General features: G+C 57.0%; 21 protein-coding genes and 2 pseudogenes. 15 read left to right on the top strand and 8 right to left on the bottom strand.

Going from position 1 to position 17,207, the window contains the following annotated elements:
- The 3 genes and pseudogenes from R6X40_RS17070 to R6X40_RS17080 form a co-directional block, all read left to right on the top strand.
- The coding region (locus R6X40_RS17070; RefSeq protein WP_318415001.1) for a DUF4082 domain-containing protein at positions 1 to 709 on the top strand (709 nt) is incomplete at its 5' end.
- 90 nt (positions 710 to 799) lie between these two features.
- Positions 800 to 1,984, top strand: coding sequence for a GTP-binding protein (locus tag R6X40_RS17075; protein ID WP_318415002.1), 1,185 nt, complete (start codon positions 800 to 802; stop codon positions 1,982 to 1,984).
- 260 nt (positions 1,985 to 2,244) lie between these two features.
- A pseudogene (locus R6X40_RS17080) lies at positions 2,245 to 2,441 on the top strand (IS6 family transposase); the annotation flags it as partial.
- Between the two features lie 158 nt (positions 2,442 to 2,599).
- On the opposite strand, the gene R6X40_RS17085 reads toward R6X40_RS17080, so the two are convergent.
- Together R6X40_RS17085 and R6X40_RS31610 are read right to left on the bottom strand one after the other, a co-directional pair.
- On the bottom strand, positions 2,600 to 3,883 hold the full coding sequence (locus tag R6X40_RS17085) for a type II toxin-antitoxin system HipA family toxin (protein ID WP_318415004.1): 1,284 nt from the start codon (positions 3,881 to 3,883) through the stop codon (positions 2,600 to 2,602).
- On the bottom strand, positions 3,873 to 4,214 hold the full coding sequence (locus R6X40_RS31610; protein ID WP_412178400.1) for a helix-turn-helix domain-containing protein: 342 nt from the start codon (positions 4,212 to 4,214) through the stop codon (positions 3,873 to 3,875). The genes R6X40_RS17085 and R6X40_RS31610 overlap by 11 nt, the downstream gene beginning before the upstream one ends.
- Before the next feature lie 1,034 nt (positions 4,215 to 5,248).
- Between R6X40_RS31610 and R6X40_RS17090 the strand changes: the two genes are divergently transcribed.
- From R6X40_RS17090 to R6X40_RS17105, 5 genes are all read left to right on the top strand, one after another.
- On the top strand, positions 5,249 to 5,725 hold the full coding sequence (locus tag R6X40_RS17090) for an Hsp20 family protein (RefSeq protein WP_318415006.1): 477 nt from the start codon (positions 5,249 to 5,251) through the stop codon (positions 5,723 to 5,725).
- A 74-nt stretch (positions 5,726 to 5,799) separates the two neighbouring features.
- The gene (locus R6X40_RS17095) at positions 5,800 to 6,099 is read left to right on the top strand and encodes a DUF982 domain-containing protein (protein ID WP_318415007.1); all 300 of its coding nucleotides are present in this window, start codon (positions 5,800 to 5,802) and stop codon (positions 6,097 to 6,099) included.
- A 20-nt stretch (positions 6,100 to 6,119) separates the two neighbouring features.
- Positions 6,120 to 6,365, top strand: a complete 246-nt coding sequence (locus R6X40_RS17100; RefSeq protein ID WP_318415008.1) for a hypothetical protein — start codon at positions 6,120 to 6,122, stop codon at positions 6,363 to 6,365.
- Positions 6,366 to 6,621: 256 nt separating this feature from the next.
- Complete coding sequence (locus tag R6X40_RS31615; RefSeq protein WP_412178401.1) at positions 6,622 to 6,726, top strand: hypothetical protein; 105 nt, start codon at positions 6,622 to 6,624, stop codon at positions 6,724 to 6,726.
- 219 nt (positions 6,727 to 6,945) lie between these two features.
- Positions 6,946 to 7,125, top strand: coding sequence for an ATP-binding cassette domain-containing protein (locus R6X40_RS17105; RefSeq protein WP_318415009.1), 180 nt, complete (start codon positions 6,946 to 6,948; stop codon positions 7,123 to 7,125).
- A 202-nt stretch (positions 7,126 to 7,327) separates the two neighbouring features.
- Here R6X40_RS17105 and R6X40_RS17110 read toward each other — a convergent pair whose 3' ends face one another.
- A complete protein-coding gene (locus tag R6X40_RS17110; protein WP_318415010.1) occupies positions 7,328 to 8,221 on the bottom strand; it encodes a LysR family transcriptional regulator in 894 nt (297 codons plus the stop codon).
- A gap of 109 nt (positions 8,222 to 8,330) precedes the next feature.
- Between R6X40_RS17110 and R6X40_RS17115 the strand changes: the two genes are divergently transcribed.
- On the top strand, positions 8,331 to 9,437 hold the full coding sequence (locus tag R6X40_RS17115) for an aldo/keto reductase (protein ID WP_318415011.1): 1,107 nt from the start codon (positions 8,331 to 8,333) through the stop codon (positions 9,435 to 9,437).
- Position 9,438: 1 nt separating this feature from the next.
- A pseudogene (gene tnpC, locus R6X40_RS17120) lies at positions 9,439 to 10,098 on the top strand (IS66 family transposase); the annotation flags it as partial.
- Here tnpC and R6X40_RS17125 read toward each other — a convergent pair.
- Positions 10,067 to 10,312, bottom strand: a complete 246-nt coding sequence (locus R6X40_RS17125) for a DUF6429 family protein (protein ID WP_318415012.1) — start codon at positions 10,310 to 10,312, stop codon at positions 10,067 to 10,069. The pseudogene tnpC and the gene R6X40_RS17125 sit on opposite strands and share 32 nt — an antisense overlap.
- 32 nt (positions 10,313 to 10,344) lie before the next feature.
- On the opposite strand from R6X40_RS17125, the gene R6X40_RS17130 reads away from it, so the two are divergent.
- Entirely contained in the window at positions 10,345 to 10,584 is a 240-nt protein-coding gene (locus R6X40_RS17130) for a PfkB family carbohydrate kinase (RefSeq protein WP_318415295.1), read from the top strand.
- On the opposite strand, the gene R6X40_RS17135 is transcribed toward R6X40_RS17130, so the two are convergent.
- The 4 genes from R6X40_RS17135 to folE form a co-directional block, all read right to left on the bottom strand.
- Complete coding sequence (locus R6X40_RS17135) at positions 10,581 to 11,747, bottom strand: DUF3095 domain-containing protein (RefSeq protein WP_318415013.1); 1,167 nt, start codon at positions 11,745 to 11,747, stop codon at positions 10,581 to 10,583. The two genes, R6X40_RS17130 and R6X40_RS17135, sit on opposite strands and share 4 nt — an antisense overlap.
- Positions 11,748 to 12,033: 286 nt before the next feature.
- Positions 12,034 to 12,399 (bottom strand): SIS domain-containing protein, encoded by a 366-nt coding sequence (locus tag R6X40_RS17140; protein ID WP_318415014.1) that lies wholly within the window; start codon positions 12,397 to 12,399, stop codon positions 12,034 to 12,036.
- A gap of 208 nt (positions 12,400 to 12,607) precedes the next feature.
- Complete coding sequence (locus R6X40_RS17145) at positions 12,608 to 13,315, bottom strand: SDR family NAD(P)-dependent oxidoreductase (protein WP_318415015.1); 708 nt, start codon at positions 13,313 to 13,315, stop codon at positions 12,608 to 12,610.
- A gap of 43 nt (positions 13,316 to 13,358) precedes the next feature.
- On the bottom strand, positions 13,359 to 13,967 hold the full coding sequence (folE, locus tag R6X40_RS17150; protein WP_318415016.1) for a GTP cyclohydrolase I FolE: 609 nt from the start codon (positions 13,965 to 13,967) through the stop codon (positions 13,359 to 13,361).
- 158 nt (positions 13,968 to 14,125) lie between these two features.
- Here folE and R6X40_RS17155 point away from each other — a divergent pair, with 158 nt between their 5' ends.
- From R6X40_RS17155 to R6X40_RS17170, 4 genes are all read left to right on the top strand, one after another.
- Positions 14,126 to 15,115 (top strand): NAD(P)/FAD-dependent oxidoreductase, encoded by a 990-nt coding sequence (locus tag R6X40_RS17155; RefSeq protein ID WP_318415017.1) that lies wholly within the window; start codon positions 14,126 to 14,128, stop codon positions 15,113 to 15,115.
- Positions 15,112 to 15,552 (top strand): DUF3429 domain-containing protein, encoded by a 441-nt coding sequence (locus R6X40_RS17160; RefSeq protein ID WP_318415018.1) that lies wholly within the window; start codon positions 15,112 to 15,114, stop codon positions 15,550 to 15,552. The genes R6X40_RS17155 and R6X40_RS17160 overlap by 4 nt, the downstream gene beginning before the upstream one ends.
- 309 nt (positions 15,553 to 15,861) lie before the next feature.
- Entirely contained in the window at positions 15,862 to 16,527 is a 666-nt protein-coding gene (locus R6X40_RS17165) for a sigma-70 family RNA polymerase sigma factor (RefSeq protein ID WP_318415019.1), read from the top strand.
- Positions 16,491 to 17,168, top strand: a complete 678-nt coding sequence (locus tag R6X40_RS17170; RefSeq protein WP_318415020.1) for a ChrR family anti-sigma-E factor — start codon at positions 16,491 to 16,493, stop codon at positions 17,166 to 17,168. The genes R6X40_RS17165 and R6X40_RS17170 overlap by 37 nt, the downstream gene beginning before the upstream one ends.
- Positions 17,169 to 17,207: the final 39 nt, after the last annotated feature.

Genomic DNA, 17,207 nt, shown 5'->3' on the forward strand with positions numbered 1-17,207 from the left:
CCCCGACAGCGGCGACACGCTGACCTTCACGGCATCGGCCGCCGACGGCTCCGCACTTCCGGCCTGGCTGAGCTACAACGCCACGACGCGGACCTTTACCGGCACGCCGACAACAGCCGGCACTTATGGCATCCGGGTGACGGCGGCCGACCTTGGCGGCCTGAGTGCCAACGAGACCTACAATATTGCCGTAACCGCGGCCCCCACGAGCTTCAGCCTGTTCACCGCGGCCAACACACCAGCCCAGACCAGCCTCAACGATGGCCAGCAACTCGAGGTCGGCCTCAAGTTCCAGTCGAATGTTGCCGGTAGCATTACCGGCATCAAGTTCTACCGCAGTGCCAGCGACACCGGCCAGAACGTCGTTGATCTGTGGAACACAGCCGGCACCAAGCTCGGCACCGCAACCTTCACCAACACCACCGCGAGCGGCTGGCAGACGGTAAACTTTGCCACGGCAGTCGCGATCGCCGCCAACACCAACTATGTCGCGTCGTATCACACGACCGGTGCATATGTGGCGACCAACAATTTCTTCACCAGTAACGTCACCAGCGGCCCGCTGACGGCACAGTCAAGCGCTTTGGCCGGCGGCAACGGCGTCTACCGCTACGGGGGATCAGCAACCACCGGGATATTCCCCAATTCCACCTTCGGCTCCGCAAATTATTGGGCCGATGTGGTGTTCCGGCCGCAGCTTGCCGCATAAACCATCGGAGGGGTGCCGGATGACGCGAACACGAAGCAAATGCCTGCCGTGCCAATGGCCGCTTCGAATGCCGATGGACAAGGGATGCCGATGAACAGGACCGATCGGCTACCCGTTACTGTACTTGCCGGCTTTCTTGGCGCTGGCAAAACGACGCTTCTCAGCCACGTTTTGAACAATCGCGAGGGTCTTAAAGTTGCCGTCATCGTCAACGACATGAGCGAAGTCAACATCGATGCCAGTCTTATTCGAAACATCGACTGCAACCTGTCGCACACGACCGAAACATTGGTCGAGCTCAGCAACGGCTGCATCTGCTGCACGCTCCGCGGCGACCTTCTGACGGAAGTGCGGCGACTGGCCGAAGAAAAGCGATACGACTATCTGCTGATCGAAGCGACCGGTATTGCCGAACCGCGCCCCGTCGCGGCGACCTTTTCCTTCCGCGACGAGAACGGGGTTTCCCTTTCCGATTTTGCAACGCTCGACACGATGGTAACCGTCGTCGATGCTGCTAGCCTGCTTGCCGACTACAGCAGCGCCGATCTGCTTTCCGACCGTGGCCTGCAGCGCGACGGCGAGGACGCGCGGACCCTCATCGACCTCCTGGTCGACCAGATCGAATGTGCCGACGTCGTCGTGATCAACAAGATTTCGGACGCGCCCGAGGCCCTCCGCGCGGAAGTCCGCAAAGTGGTTGCCGCACTCAACCCGGATGCACGTCAGGTGGAGACGGATTTCGGAACGCTCCCTCTTGCAGCGGTCCTCAATACCGGACTCTTCGATGAGGAAAAAGCCGCTGCACATCCCCTGTGGCACAAGGAGTTGTACAGCCCCGGAGCCCATGTTCCGGAGACCGAAGAATATGGGGTCTCGAGTTTTGTCTATCGCACAAGGCGTCCCTTCGACCCGGTGCGCTTTCGAGCCTTCCTGGACGATCCGTGGAGCGGTGTCATCCGCGCCAAAGGTCATTTCTGGCTGGCCACGCGCCCGCGTCACGTCGGTTTGCTGTCGGCCGCAGGGGTACAAAGGCGCTGCGAACCCATGGGCCTTTGGTGGGCCGCGGTTCCCCGGCAAGACTGGCCGGAGCATCTGCAGTTTCGCCAGCACCTGCAAAGCCAGTGGGACGCCGCCTGGGGCGACCGTCGCCAGGAACTCGTGTTCATCGGCGTGGGCATGGACGAGACGGGCGTTCGTGCTGCGCTTAACGACTGTCTGGCGAGCCCCGATCCGCGCGGCTGGTCCACTCTCAAAGACCCGTTTCCTGCCTGGTAACATCCGGTCGACGGGATCGTCGCTGCGAGGCGGACCCGTCTTGCAACCGCCGGCCACCATTTTGCGGCGCGGGTGTCGCTAAGTCAGACCCTTTGTAGCCTTGTCCAACGGAAATCAACGTCGTCGCATCATGTCTGCCTGCAGCAGGAACGGATTTTTCACGACGTCTTGGGCTTGTCAGTTGCGGAATGGTTGGCCGCCATGACCACGATAATTATCAGCCATAAGAACCATCGCTTCCGGCCGCTAGCCTCGCTTAAGCAGTCTGGCTCTGTTTCAGGTTCCCGCTGGGCTTTCGGTTGGTCGAGGAAATGCTGTTGGAACGCAGAATCATAGTCTCGTATGAAACGATCCGGTCGACGAAATGGTGGTTTCCATTAAATGCAGGAAACCGTGGCTAGGGCGGGCCGTCGATGCCACTCGTTATGTTCTCGATGCTCTGATCCGGAGCGGCCGGACGAGCAGGGTTTGGCGCAGGGCCAAATTCCGATCGAACGACAGTGGCCTTCCGCTTTCGCGTGGCGTCGTTTTTTAACTCGCGGACATAAGCTACGTGTTTTTGGATACCTCACACCACAAAGTGCATATCCGAAAACGAAGTCTGGGCCGCATTTCTCATTCGCCAAGCCTTGGGACAGGGCCGTACCCGTCGAAGGCATAGCTGTTGAGGATCTGGCGCCCCTCAAAAAAACGCCGTTCAATCGCCGTCATGCCAGCCTCCTCGCAGATTATGTGCCAGTTGGCGATGATTGCGGCGGTCTGATCATCGATAACCGTGCGAGCTTGCGCCTGTGATAGCAAAAACGACGGCGCGACCGCCAAGACGTTCACCAACTGCGCAGCGCGACTTCCTCCAGCGACAATCATCGCTTGGTTGGCTTCCGGTGTTCCACGGCGTTGCGGGGCTATATCATATGCGGGCGTCAAGTTGAGTGTATCCCCGTCCCAGAAGGCGGCATGATTTCTTGCATGGTCGTCGGTGTTTCCAACGAGAATGTTGAAGCAAAGCCTCGAGAAAAGTTCGGTCAGGTTTTCCAATGGATCGGAAAACCGAGCTCGAATGATTTCCGCAAGCATCTGATACGAGATATGGTGGGCAGCGAGTTCATTCTCCTGTGTCCAAGTCAAGGCAGAGACCATTGCACGCCTCTGCCATGACGCTCCGACTGAAATGCGGTCGAAGCGTTCGACGAGAAGGACATCGCGATCCAAGACCCGATCTATTTCTACCGCCGCCACGGTCATACCAGCACGTGCTGCCAGGCGCATGGTTGCAAATTCCGCCTTGACCATCGCGAAGGTGTCATTCGTGGCCGAGAATTTCGCGATCAGCTTCCTCGGTTTTCCCGCCTGGTGGTCTTCGACGAGGGCCTTTGGCCGCGCACCGCCGATCGAACTGCCATGAAGGATGACACGGCCCAAGCCTTCGGGAACCGGCTCCCCGGCTTCCACTTTGTCGGCGAAACTCTGCAATTCCTTCAGCGTCGCATAGTCGCCCTCTCGCGCAATGTGCTCAGTCGCGCCCTCCTGAAAATCCAGCGCACCGATCCTGTCTGAGCCGGAATGACGCATGAAAGTCATTTCTCCGAAGGTGTCCTCGTCGATCGCGTCCCGCTTCAGTCCCAACAATTCATTGACGATAACGCGCCGGCCCCATCGGTCAGGCAATGCGTCGCGCAGGGATGGTGCGAGAAAATGATCGGCCGGCGGTTCGATGATGCCCGCGCCGAGCGGCAGGTCGAGATCAAAAACGGCGATTGCGTTTTTTCTCTCGAGGTAGCTGCGCCCATAGTTGAAGAAATAGCGATCCCTCTCACGGACTACGCGCCCCGCGACAACCGGCTCGACTTCTCCCGGCAACCATATCCAGACGTAAAGTTCGGTGGGATCAGAAATCATCTTTCAGCTCCGGCTTTTGACGGCGGACGCGTGCAGGCAGAAGCTGGAGTTTTGTCCTGGTTTCCGAAAGTCGGGCTTTGGTCTCAAAGGTGCCTCCGAACAAGGGCAACCCAACCATCGTCGCTGCTTCTAAGATGTATCCGACTGCAACTGTTGGTTTGCCGGCTTCGATCGCGCGGATCGTCAGCCGCGAACATCCGGTTCGTTTGGCGAGATCGACCTCCGTCCATCCGCGAAGCTTTCGAGCCGCCTGAATCTCGGCCGCAAGCAATTGCAACGCTGATCGGCTGGCAAGTGAAAGCGACAAAAAGGAATTCGCATTGTCTGTCATGGCATACACAAATGATGTTAATATCTATTTTAGGAGATATCACGTCAGGAGATCGATAGCAAGATTCCGGTGGTTTTATCTGTCTTAGTAGATATTATCGGCTATAATGTATATTATAAAAGACAAGTTCTGAGAGTGCGGTCGATGGATGCCAATTAACGTGAATGTGATGCCTTTTGCTGAATTTTCAACCGAAGCAAGTCTATTGCTTGAGTACAACACACCGTGGGCAAGAATTTCATCCACTCCCTCCTGAAAGCGACCGCGCACCTCACCAAAAAACGACAATGTTTCAGCTTTGACATCCATCGGTGCATTCAAATCAAGCTGCGCCAGTCGCCGCCCGTCAAAGCGATCTGCACAGCTTTAACTGCATCCGGCTCCTGTTGAGATGGTTGCGTCCCAACGTTGCACCATTGAAACTTTAAGTAGTGCAAATCAACCTGCCCGGGGAAACCGTGTCCGTGCTTTCTTGAAGGGCTTGTGGTTCAGTCAGCACGGAACTGGCGGGGCAGCGGTTCGAATAGGTTCAAGACCTGGAAACATACTTCGACACTGTGCTCACCGCCGGCTGCGATCCGTTCTCAAAGACGGATTTGTGCCCCAATCTTGAGCTTTGCAGGCTTTCCAGCAAGTTCCGAAAGCTGACGGTGCTGCAGACTGGCGCAGTTGAGCGATCCTGTGTTTAAACATGGAACTTTGACCCCTTTCGGCGCCGAAGGTTGACCCCGGTGGGCCTATTCTAATACGCGGTAAGATAACAGGGTCTTTACACGCGACCGGGGAGAAGCTTCAGCGCGCCGTGTGGGGTTAAACGCGGCGACGAAACACACCTCTGATATTACTTAGCAGCCACCCGCAAACCCGTGTTTGAAAAAATCAGACGCGACGCGCAGAATTTTTTCTGACGGGGTCTTGAAACGAAATATCTTCGAACAAAAATCATAGTCACGGCCGCTCGTTGAGGGCCGGATACACCGGAGGCGATCCCTTTTGCGCCTCCAAGTCCATGTTGCTTTACGGAGGATATGGTTATGGCAACAGCTTATGATTATGCACCGCTTTTTCGCTCCAGCGTGGGCTTCGACCGGGTGTTCAACTTGCTCGAAAACGCCCAGCGCGGCCGCTCGAGCAACGACTGGCCGCCCTACGATATCGTCAAGACCGGCGATGACACTTATCGGATCGCTGTGGCGGTGGCTGGTTTCTCGCAGGACGAACTCACCCTGACATTCCAGTCGAACCTTCTGACAGTCACCGGAAATAAGGGCGAAGCGCAGCAAGACGGCTATCTGCATCGCGGCATTGCGGGCCGCCCGTTCGAACACCGGTTTGAGCTTGCCGACCACGTGCGCGTAGCGGGTGCGGCACTCGAAAACGGTTTGCTTTCGATCGATCTGGTGCGTGAAATTCCGGAAGCTATGAAACCTCGAAAGATCGAAATCAGCGGTAAAACCGAGATGGCCGAGAAGGGCCGTCCAGCTCAGATAGAAGCTGCGAAGGCCGCTTGATGCGTCACATCCGGGGCGCCGTGGTATCGGCGCCCCTTCCTTTCAACGATCGGGCTTGAAAAGGAGACACGACGATGAAACCCGATAGGTTTGAGAAGCCTGTAACTATTCTGACCGGTCTTGGTATTCCGACACCGGTAAGGTCGGTCATGCAGGCCTATCGCGTACTTTGCGATTGGCCGGAAGGACACCGCGACCGGGCACACACCGTCGCACTGAACGCTTGTCATGCAGCGCTGAACGGCATCGTTGAGGCCGAGACCGCCCGTAGCTTGTTTGTCGCCTTTGCCGAAAGACAGGACGTGCTCGCACCGGATCTCGATACCCTGGTGGCAATACGCGGCAGATCGAAAAGCGATCCGCATATCAATTAGAGCTTCGAAAGCAGAGAGCGTTGAAAAACGATATCGCCAATCTCGATCAGAATGGCTCGGCGGCTGCGGCAATCTCCGCGGCCGCACTGCTTAATCCCGCACGTCACTTCTCCCATCTAAGCAAGGTTGTCAGCGCTCCAGATCTTTCGGTGGGCGAAAAACGCGCCATCCTGGCGTCCTGGGCTTCTGATCTTTATACCCTTGAATTAAAGCCGACCATGCGCATTGTTCCAGCGGGGTCCCGGAAAACAACCGATATGACGTGATTGGAAAACACTCGGATCGGACTTATCCAGTTGCGATAAGCGCCCACGTGAGCTGACCAGCGTTTAACAGGGGTACGCAAGTGCGGCATTCCGTCCAGGATTGCTTCAATGACAATTTTGAATTCGGGGCCGTCAGAGCTTTCCGCCAAAGGGGCGAGCGGGTCCGGGCCTATTCTCGCACTGCATGACATCAGAAAAAGCTTCGGTGGGACGCTCGCGCTGAACGGCGTGAACTTGTTTGTCAACCAGGGGGGAAGTGCACGGCCTCATCGGCGAGAACGGTGCGGGCAAGTCGACGCAGATTAAAAACTCTGTGCGCAATCGTGAAGCCGGATTCTGGGGTAATCACTTTTGCCGGTGAAGCCTATTCGTCACAGACGCCACGGGATGCAAAGGCTCGCGGGTTGCAAGTTGTCCACCAGGAATTCAATCTGCTTCCGTATCTTTCAGTGGCGGAAAACATCTTTATTGAGCACCGTCCCCGAAACTTCATGGGTGTTGCGACGCGGGAAGCCACAACGAGCGCGCTCGCGTAGGGCTTGACGCCATCGGGCTTACCGATATCGACGTGCGCTGGCCCGTGGAGAGGCTCGGAATCGCGCATCGCCAGTTGGTGGAAGTCGCTCGCGCTTTGATGACCGAAAGTCGGGTGCTAATCCTCGATGAGCCGACTGCAACGTTGACCTCGCGGGAGACCGAGCGATTGTTCTCGATCGTTGGAGAGTTGACAGGAGCGCAGCGTCTCGGCGCGAACTGGTAATCAGCGTCACGCCGTACGTCGCGGCCTACGCGGTAACGGAATAATCGGTTCGGATTCTTCGCGTCCTCCATGGCGCGCAGGAATGGCCTAACACTACGCCAGCCAGCTAGACTTCGACATCAATGCCGAAATCAAAGGGTCTGCGGTCCGACTCCCTTCAAGGCGACGGGATCGGATGTGGCACCTGTTCGAACCGTGACTTTCAACTGTCGACTTTTAACGCAGCGATGAGAGCACGCAGCGCCGGCGGCGACTGGCGGCGGCTAGGGTGATATAGAAAGCAGCCCTGAAACATCGGACACCACTCGTCAAGAACCTGTATCAGACGTCCCGAGGCGAGATCCTCGGCAACGTCATCTTCCAGCAGATAGCCTAGGCTCGAACCAGCTCGAACCGTCGCGGCCGCCAGATCGCCATCGTTGCCGATAAAGGACCCGGAGGTCCTCATCTTGATCTCGCGTCCGTCACGCGCAAATTCCCAGGGAAGAAGTCCGCCTGAGCTTGCAAGCCGATAGCCGATGCAATTGTGCTCTTCCAGGTCGTATGGTGTTTCTGGCTTGGGATGATGTTCGAAATAGGACGGCGTCGCGACGACGATCGTCCTCAGGTCGGGGCCAACGCGCACGGCGATCATATCCTTGGGAACCGTCTCACCGAACCTGATTCCGGCATCAAAACCTTCTGCAACGATGTCTGTCAAATGATCATCAATACTCACTTCGACCTGGATTTCCGGATGCGCGAGCAGAAAAGCCGGAAGCTTGGCCACCAGTACGGTTTTTGCAGCATAGGAGAAGGTGGTTATGCGCACCTTTCCTGTAGGGCTGTCGCGCCATTCCGCCATCGCACCGAGCCCTTCCTCGATGGTCGCCAGCGCAGGCCGTATGGATTGTAGCAACCGAGTGCCCGCTTCGGTCGGTGAGACGCTGCGGGTGGTTCTGGCCAGCAGCCGGACGCCGAGCCGTTCCTCCAGACTTCGCATCGCGTGGCTAAGCGCAGACGGCGACATGCCAAGTGAGGCCGCCGCCCGCGTAAAACTTCGCTCGCGCGCGACAGAGGCAAAGGCCATGAGATCATTCAGTTCGCCTCGTTCCATTGATGCAGTGTGCTCACAAGTTCATGCGGCGAGCAATGGCTAATGTGGCCACGGGCTTCCCGCTAGGATCCGCCCAAGCATGCAGCCGAAACAAAGAAGGAAATTGATCATGGACCTGACAAGCTACCGCACTCTTGGCCGATCTGGCCTTGCCGTCAGTCCTCTTGCCCTCGGCACGATGACTTTTGGTGCCGAGCGCTGGGGCGCGGGCACCAAGTCAGCACGTGCACTCTTCGACACCTATATCGACGCTGGCGGGAACTTTTTCGACACGGCCGATGTCTATTCGGCCGGACGCAGCGAAGAGATGTTGGGAACCTTCGTCGCCGATACAGGTCTTCGCGACCGCGTTGTCATTGCAACGAAATCAGGTTTTTCGCGCAGCCAAGGGACGCCGCTGCACGGCGGCAACGGCAGCAAAAACATCCGGTTGGGGATCGAGGGCTCGCTGAAACGGCTGCAGACAGACTATCTCGACATGTACTGGATGCACGTCTGGGACCGGACCACGCCCGCCGAAGAGGTGCTCCAGACATTGAGCGATGCGGTTCGCAGCGGAAAGATCCTCCACTACGGGTTCTCCAATACGCCATCGTGGTATGCCGCAAAGATAGCGACGCTGGCAGCTGCCCACGGACTTCCTGTGCCGATCGGGATGCAATACGCCTACTCCCTCGTTGATCGGGGCATCGAGCTTGACATACTCCCGGCAGCAGTCGAATTCGGGATGGGGCTTGTTCCTTGGAGTCCTTTGGCAGCCGGTCTGCTCACCGGCAAGTATGGTCGCGACATGCTCGCTCATGCGGGCGAAAGGGGCGGGATGCCGAACCAGGCTTCGGGTGATGAGGCACAGGAGAGCAATGGGCGGCTCAACGGCGACAATCCGTTCGGCGGCATGCTGTTTACTGAGCACAACTTTGATGTCGTGGATGTCGTGCGACAGGTCGCCATCGAACTGGATCGACCTATGGCGGCGGTGGCGCTGGCGTGGACCATTCAGCGCCCCGGCATAGACACCATCTTGATCGGGGCCAGCAGGGCCGAACAGCTTTTACAGAACGTGGAGGCTCTTGATGTCGCCCTGACGTCTGATCAACTGGCACGGTTGGATCGGATCAGCGCGCCGCCTTCGTTCAATCCTTATTTCATCTTCGACCTGCCAACCCAGGTGATGTTTGGAGGGCAGACAGTTCGACCATGGATAAAGTCAGTGTAGTTTCAATCCGCTCTTTGATCGGACCAAGAAACAAATCCCGGTGACGCCGGCGTTCTGCTTTGCCCATGCGCGCCGAAAGTTCTTCGAACTGGCCGATGTCTCGCGCAGTGCCCGGCGGGGCAAGGGCTTGAGGCCTGTCTCGGCGACAGCGTTGGAAGCGGTCAAACGCATCGATGCGCTGTTTGACATTGAGCGTGATATCAATGGCAAAAGCGTCGAAGAACGACTTGCCGTGCGCCAGGAAAAGAGCAAACCGCTGCTCGAAGAGCTGGAGGCCTGGTTGCGGCAGGAGCGTGAAGGCTTGTCGCGATCCTCGCCGGTGCTTGAGCCGATCAACGACATGCTGTCGCGCTGGCAAGACTTTGCCAGATACGCCGATGACGGCAGGATTTGCATGACGAACAACGCGGCGGAAAGAGCCCTGCGCGGCGTGGCCTGCGGTCGAAAAAACTGGAGCTTCGCCGGGTCCGATCGCGGCGCAGACCGGGCTGCCATCATGCTGACCCTTATCACCACCGCCCGTCTCAACGATATCGATCCGAAGGCTTGGCTTACAGACGTGCTGGCCCGCATCGCGGATCTGCCCGTCTCCCGCCTGCACGAGCTGTTGCCGTGGGAATGGAAGAAGATCAGGGCGGCGGCGATACCGGTTGCTGCGTAAATAACTGCCGAAAAAGCTCTTCCGATCGGCGTAGTCCCTCATCCGTCAGAACAAGCGACTTCGACTTGTTCACCGGATCGCCAATCAAGCCTTTCTGATGCAACCGATCCGTCGTTCCCCAGTCAAAACCCTTCCAGGCGCAACGCCCGTTGTGAAGCGTCAGCCATAGCAGCGCCAAAACCGCATCATCGATTTTGCCTTCGTCGATCTCCATTCCGCAATTTACCACGCGCGAAAGCAAAAATCCTGCGGTCCACCTCGGATGGATACTGGCTAAATGAGGTGACCACACGTGGAACGGTAGCCGCGCGATACGTGCAGAAACGGTTTGCTACGACCGGCGCGGGCGACGCATTCAACCGCGGATATCTTGCTGATCGCGTGACCGGCTTACCCATCGAAGCAGCCTGTCGGCCGGCACATTGCGTTGCAGCGGCTTCTGTGGGCACCAAAGGGGCATTTACGGTGATGAGCGAACCGAATTAAGCCGCACTCAACGGAAAGTTTTGCTTCAGGTTGCGCGCAGCAAGCGCGTAGCCACCGCCTGCACCATCAATAAAATGCACGTGGTCTCGTGCCGAAATGCTGGGGACGAAGCACGTCATCAATGCGTTGTCTTGCCTGTGAATGCCATATCTACAGCACCGCCTTTGTGCGGCTTCTTGAAGGATTTTTTCGATCGCCTGGAACTGCTCGTCGCGAATATCGACCGTCATTTTCAATCCATCATCGAATTTGCGAAAATCAGAGTTTGCGGAAACCTCTGCCTTGTAGCGCTTTGCATTGAACCCGCCTATTTCGAGATTGAGGCGGTCGAGGAGAAGAGCAGCAACTGTCTTTGAAACCACCAAGATCTTTTTCCACAGCTGGCTTCCCCCAGGTGCAAGCGCGGCGGCCTCATATTTCAGGCCGCTGGTGGTAAATCGAAGTGGTGGCCCTTCAGCGGGGAGGGGATGGCCTTGCCGCTGCTGCTCGCTCATCAAGCCGACAATCGTCAAAATCAGATGGCGAAAGGCATCGCCTGCACCCTGATCTCCTGGGACGACAATAAGCGAAACAATTTGGCCTTTCGAAGCAGGAATGGGATCCCAACGGCAGGACAGACCCGTAAGATCGGGCGCAGAGATATCCAACGCCCCTTCGATGTGGAAATGGCCCACCTTCATTTCGGACTCCGCCCAGCTTATACCGCCGCCTGAGAACATCGCATAACTCACGTCGGGGCTGACGCCCAGCCGCAGCACACGAACGTCTTGGCCTGCCGCCCGGATACTGTGCACATGCACCAATGCTACGCGCAGTTCGAGTTCGAGCGCCTCTTTTGCCCATCCTTTCACTGCAGCAAGAACGTCCCTCGCGTGAGTTTTTGCAGAGCCAGGCAGCGCCACTGATGCACCATCGCCTCCAAACGCATATGGATAATCTGAGCGTCCAAGCGCGTTCAGAAGAGCCGAAATGACACTCACTCCGGCCATATTGACCGCTTTGTAACGGCCCGCGTCAATTGCGCTCGATGAATCAACCACATCGGAGAGCGCAATGACCCAATCCTCCGGCACAGGGGTGTAGTTGGCTGGATCGGCGACTGCAGAAAATTCAGTTACCACGACAAGGCTGTTCAAAAAGGCGTCATCGATAGCATTGCTCAAAAGCTCCTCCCCGTTTCGTCGCGGAATGGCGGAATGATTGTGTCTGTAATCGGCAGGTCTTTATAGCACGCTGGCAGGGTTCGAGGCCCCCAAAATTCCCCGCCAGCCAATTTTGCGTGAGGCATGTGTTCTTCGAGTGCGACGTCTACATCGATCAGAGTGTATTGAAGAACTCCATCCATTGGTTGAAGCGGAAACCGCTTCATGTGCAACGCGCCTTCTGCGTGGAGGCCCGGCGACCTTCTTTCAGGCGATCTCGAGATCGCCTGCATGCGCACGCTCTGAGCTAGCCATGAGCGGTGAGATAGGTGGCAATAGCCGTCGCCAATTTTTCAGCGCGCTTGAGATTATCCGGATCGGTTAGCAGATATTCAAAGACCCAGGCTTCGATCAAACCCGTCGCCGGAACATTGCTGCTGGAGATCACCGGATGCTGCGCTGGCGCCAGCAGAAGATCATCCGCATATCGCGCTATCGGCGAAGCGATGGAATCCGTGAGTGCCACGATGCGGGCGCCGTTGTCGCAGGCGTAACGCACCATATCGACAACATCCCTCGAGTAACGCGGGAACGAGATCGCAACGAGCAGGTCGCCACTGGTAACCGAGATCAGCTGTCCGGGATTGGCACCGGCAATGATATCGCCGTCCATCCGCTTGGCTTCCTCGGCAATCAGGACGGATCGAATTTTCGTGATGGATGTTGGTTTCCGCTGCTGCGTTGGTTCCTTGGGCAATATCGCTCACGACCGTCTCTTTATGAAAGGGTCAGCACCGTTTGCGTGGGGTCTAAGCGCAAGATGCAGGAGGCATATACTTTTGTGATGCAGTTATTAACACGCGTTCCACGCGACGTGGCGGCTACCAGACAATAGGCGTTCCGTCATAGGCGTAGAACTTTCCAGTGTCTTCAGACTTTAATTCGTCAAGCATACGCAAAATGCGGCTTGCTGCTTCATCGGGCTCCGACCTTGCGTGACCGGACGAAAACGGCTCCGACAGGGAAGTGGATACTGTTCCTGGATGCACTGCGACGATCAATGACGAGGGGTTGATCCTGGAAATCTCAATCGCGGCGGTGTGGACGATCTGGTTGAGTGCAGCCTTCGAAGAACGGTACGAAATCCATCCGCCAAGCGCGTTGTCGCCGATGGATCCGACCCGTGCAGACAATAGCGCAAAAATGACCCGCTTTTTTTTCGCAATCAGCGGAAGAAAATGTTTCAGAATCAGGGCTGGTCCAACGGCATTGACGGCAAATTGGGCCGTCATCGACGCGTACGTTATCTGCCGTATCGACTTCTCGGGCCCCAAGCCGTCAATCGTCAATGCACCTGTCGCGCAGAAGATGAGATCAAACTCCTCCGTCTTGAGCGCTTCTGCAGTCCGATGTACCGAATTCTCATCCGTGACGTCGAAACCATCTTTGCGCCTTGATAGACGGACGACCTTGCGGCAGTTGCCGTCCATCTCCAACTGCCGTGCCACAGCGCTTCCAATGCCGCCGCTGGCTCCGATCACCAACGCAGAATACCCGGCCGCCAGTGACGTCATCAGTTGGTCGGTCATTGAGACCTCCTTGTTTGCACTGGGTTGCCTCCTAGTGCCGCCACTATCCGCGAGCGAGCATGATAAACCGCGACTGATCCGTAGCGGAGGTCTCGAACAGCCCGGTAAAGCTTGTCGTCAGCGTCTTTGCCCCTTGCTTGCCGATGCCACGCATCGCCATACACATATGCTCGGCCTCGATCATCACCGCAACGCCTTTCGGTCTCAAGCTTCCATCGAGCGCATGGGCGATCTGGGCGGTCATGGTCTCCTGGGTTTGCAAACGGCGGGCGTACAGATCGACCAACCGCGCCATCTTAGACAGCCCAAGCACGCCGCGGTCTGGAATGTATGCGATGTGCGCAATCCCATGAAACGGGACCATGTGGTGCTCGCAGTGGGAATGAAACGGGATGTTCCTGACGATTACCATGTCTTTGTACCCGGCGACTTCCGAGAACGTCTTCGACAGCACATCTTCCGGAGCCATGTCGTAGCCGGAGAACAGTTCGCGATAGGCTTGCGCAACACGCCTCGGCGTATCGAGCAGGCCTTCGCGTGATGGATCTTCGCCAGCCCACCGTATAAGCGTGCGCACCGCGGCCTCTGCGTCTTGCTGGGTCGGCTGTTCTGAGGCAGGAAAAAGCGCGCTGTCCGTGATGATCGCATCCATGAGAGATACTCCAAATATGGATAGGTGATGCGGATACGGTTGCGTCGGGGTTTCAGATCAAATCAGATAAAAACGGGCACATCGCTATCGCAAATCCGCGCTTTGATCTGATGCGGTGATGGGTTCGTAACCGCACGACTCTCACAGGGACTTTGACAATGTCACCTAAAATCGCAATCATTGGCGCCGGGATAGCGGGATTGACGGTCGCACGAGCGCTGTCGGCCATTGCCGATATCCGAATTTTCGAGAAGAGGAGGGGTGTCGGAGGCCGGATGGCAACCCGACGGATTGCGGACGTCTCGCTCGACCATGGCGCGCAGTACTTCACCATAAGGGACCACCGTTTCCGCGATTCACTGAAGTCCGCGCAGGCCAACGACGTGGTTCAGTCATGGAAAATCGAGTTCGCGTCGCTGGGCGACGATGGAACGGTACGGCGCGTTAATCCTCACACGGAGAGATATGTCGGCATGCCGTCGATGAGCGCTCTGCCGAAGTTAATTTCCATCGGTCTTGATGTCCGACTCGACTCGCAGGTTGCCGCGATCACCGGGGATCCCTGTCGATGGTTTCTTCACCTAGCGGATCGGCTGGAGGGCCCGTTCGACTGGGTTGTTGCCGCTGCGCCAGCACCACAATCTGCAGCCGTGCTTCCATTCCGATTTGCACACCACGACGCTATCGGCGTCGTCGAGATGAATGCATGCTTCACGTTAATGATCAGGCTGACGTGCGACGGCAGATTGCCTTACGCCGCTGCTCGAATCGACGACCCTATCATCGATTGGATTTCCCGCAACAATACCAAACCGGGTAGGCATCAGGCACCCTGCCTCGTCGTGAACTCAAATGCCGTTTGGGCCGACGCCAACATCGACAAGCCGCTCGAAATTATCCGTCATCACATGCTTGCGGCGGTGCAACGTAACATCCCGCTTGCGCCGATCGAAGCTGATACCGCAGTGATCCATCGCTGGCGATATGCCAATGTTCAAAAGCCTGCGGGACAGTCCTATTTGCTGGATCGGGCATCGCAACTGGCCGCCTGCGGTGACTGGTGCATCGGCGGGCGAGTGGAGGCAGCCTATCTAAGCGGGGCTGGCCTTGGAGACGCGCTGTGTGAAATCATCGAGGCATCGGAATGAACGCCACCGCACGCAATGTAGCGACCGCTCTGACTTACCTGGGCGCATTGCCATTCTGGCTGCTTATGCTTTCTCCGGAGACCTTCTTGGATGTGAACACAGCATCGGTCTTCTTGTCGTATGGCGCAATCATCAGTTCTTTCATGGCTGGGACGCTTTGGGGAACCGCGCGCACTGGCCGAGGCGACTTGTTGATTATCATGGCGAGCAATGTGTTCGCACTGGCCGCCTTTGCAACCCTCGTGCTCGGTCTGTCTTTGACCACACTGATCGTTCAGATGGTGCTATTCGGAATTCTGCTTTTGGCCGACCACAAAACCCGTGCCGGGCGGGAAGATCAAGGCTGGTATTTGCAACTTCGGCTGCGGGTGACCTTGATCGTAGCCGTTGCCTACGGCGTCGTGCTGATTGACCGCGCTCTGTCTGTGAGTGGCTGATGGCGATATCTGAAACCAGATTATCAGCAGCGTTAGGAACGCCGGAATAGGGACTGTCGGATACGGTCAAGAACAAGGTGGTTCTTGTATGGCTTTCAAGCGCGGGTCGCTCGCTGTAAAGACTTTCGACCGGTCGCCTGCCTTGCCACTCTTGTCACGATCGCGTCAAAAAAGACCTTGTTGTCGACATCCGGGATATGATCCAGCCTTGAACTGTGAAGTTCCTTAGGCAAATGCCGCGCATCGTTGTGTTCGAATGAGAATTGTGCGTTTGTTTGATCCATATGCACAAACAGCCGTAATAGGGCGATGAAAACAACCGTGCCAGCTCATTCAGATCCCGTTGAACAACTGAAGCGTGGGAACGTCATTTGGTTGCCTGCAACGTTCAATAGGAGAATTAGGCATTTGGACAAGCCAAGGCAGGGTGTGGATGAGGTGGAGATCACCCGGCTGCTGACTGCGGTTGCGGAGCGCGGCGACGTCGATGCGTTCGAAATGCTCTACAATCACTTCATGCCAAAGATACGCGCCTACATGTCGAAGATCGGCGGGAAAGGTATTTCGGCCGAAGAAATGGCGCAGGAAGCCATGCTCAAGGTCTGGAAAAAGGCCAAGCTGTTCGATCCAGAACGCGGCCAGGCTTCAACCTGGATATTTACCATCGCACGGAATGTGCGGATCGACGCCCTGCGCCGCGGTCCACGGCCGGACTTCGATCCGAACGATCCGGCCTTCGTGCCGGATGATACGCCAGCGGCAGACACGGCACTCGATCGATTTCAGGAGGCGGAGCGCCTGCGGGCGGCAATGGCGTCGCTGCGACCCGATGAGGTGAAGGCACTCAAACTGTCTTTCTTCGAGGACATGACCCACCCGGATATCGCCGCAACGCTAGGCATTCCGATAGGAACTGTGAAATCAAGGATTAGAAACGCATGTCTCAAGCTGCGCGCACTACTCAAGGACGCGTGATCGTCCGGCATCACGTCAGCGATGACATGCTGATGTCCTATGCAGCCGGAACACTGTCGGAAGGATGGAGCATCGGCGTCGCAACACATCTGCCGTTTTGCCCAGACTGCCGTAGACGTCTGGCCGAGTTCGAGAATATCGGCGGCTTTTTTCTGGAATGCCAGGATGCCGATAACAATGCTGTTTCCGGATGGGAGGACATGAAAAACCGCATCGAGCGGCCGGACGAAAGCGGCAACACTCACGTTATTCGTCGAGATCCGCTTTTGCCAAATCCCCTGCTGTCGTATGTTGAAGCCGCAGGCGGTCTGCGCTGGCGCTCTCTTGGCAGAGGTGCAAGTCAGATGAAAATACCGACATCGGACCCCGGCACCGTTGTCCGGCTTCTTAAGATCCCCGCAGGAAAACCTGTTCCTGAACACAGTCACAGAGGCTGCGAACTGACGCTCGTGCTTGCCGGAAGTTTCGGTGACTCGGTCTCGGTATTTAATCGCGGCGATGTCGAGCTCGCCGATGATGAACTCACGCACCAGCCAAAGGCAGCGCCGGGAGAGGATTGCATCTGTCTTGCCATAACCGAGGCCCCGCTCAGGTTCACGAGCCGGATCGTGCGGCTGCTACAACCGCTTCTTGGAATTTAACCATCATTCTGTGGTGGTACGTCGAGACCAATGTGTTCG

The organism is Rhizobium sp. PL01, assembly GCF_033447125.1.
In the GTDB taxonomy this organism is placed as follows: Bacteria; Pseudomonadota; Alphaproteobacteria; order Rhizobiales; family Rhizobiaceae; genus Pararhizobium.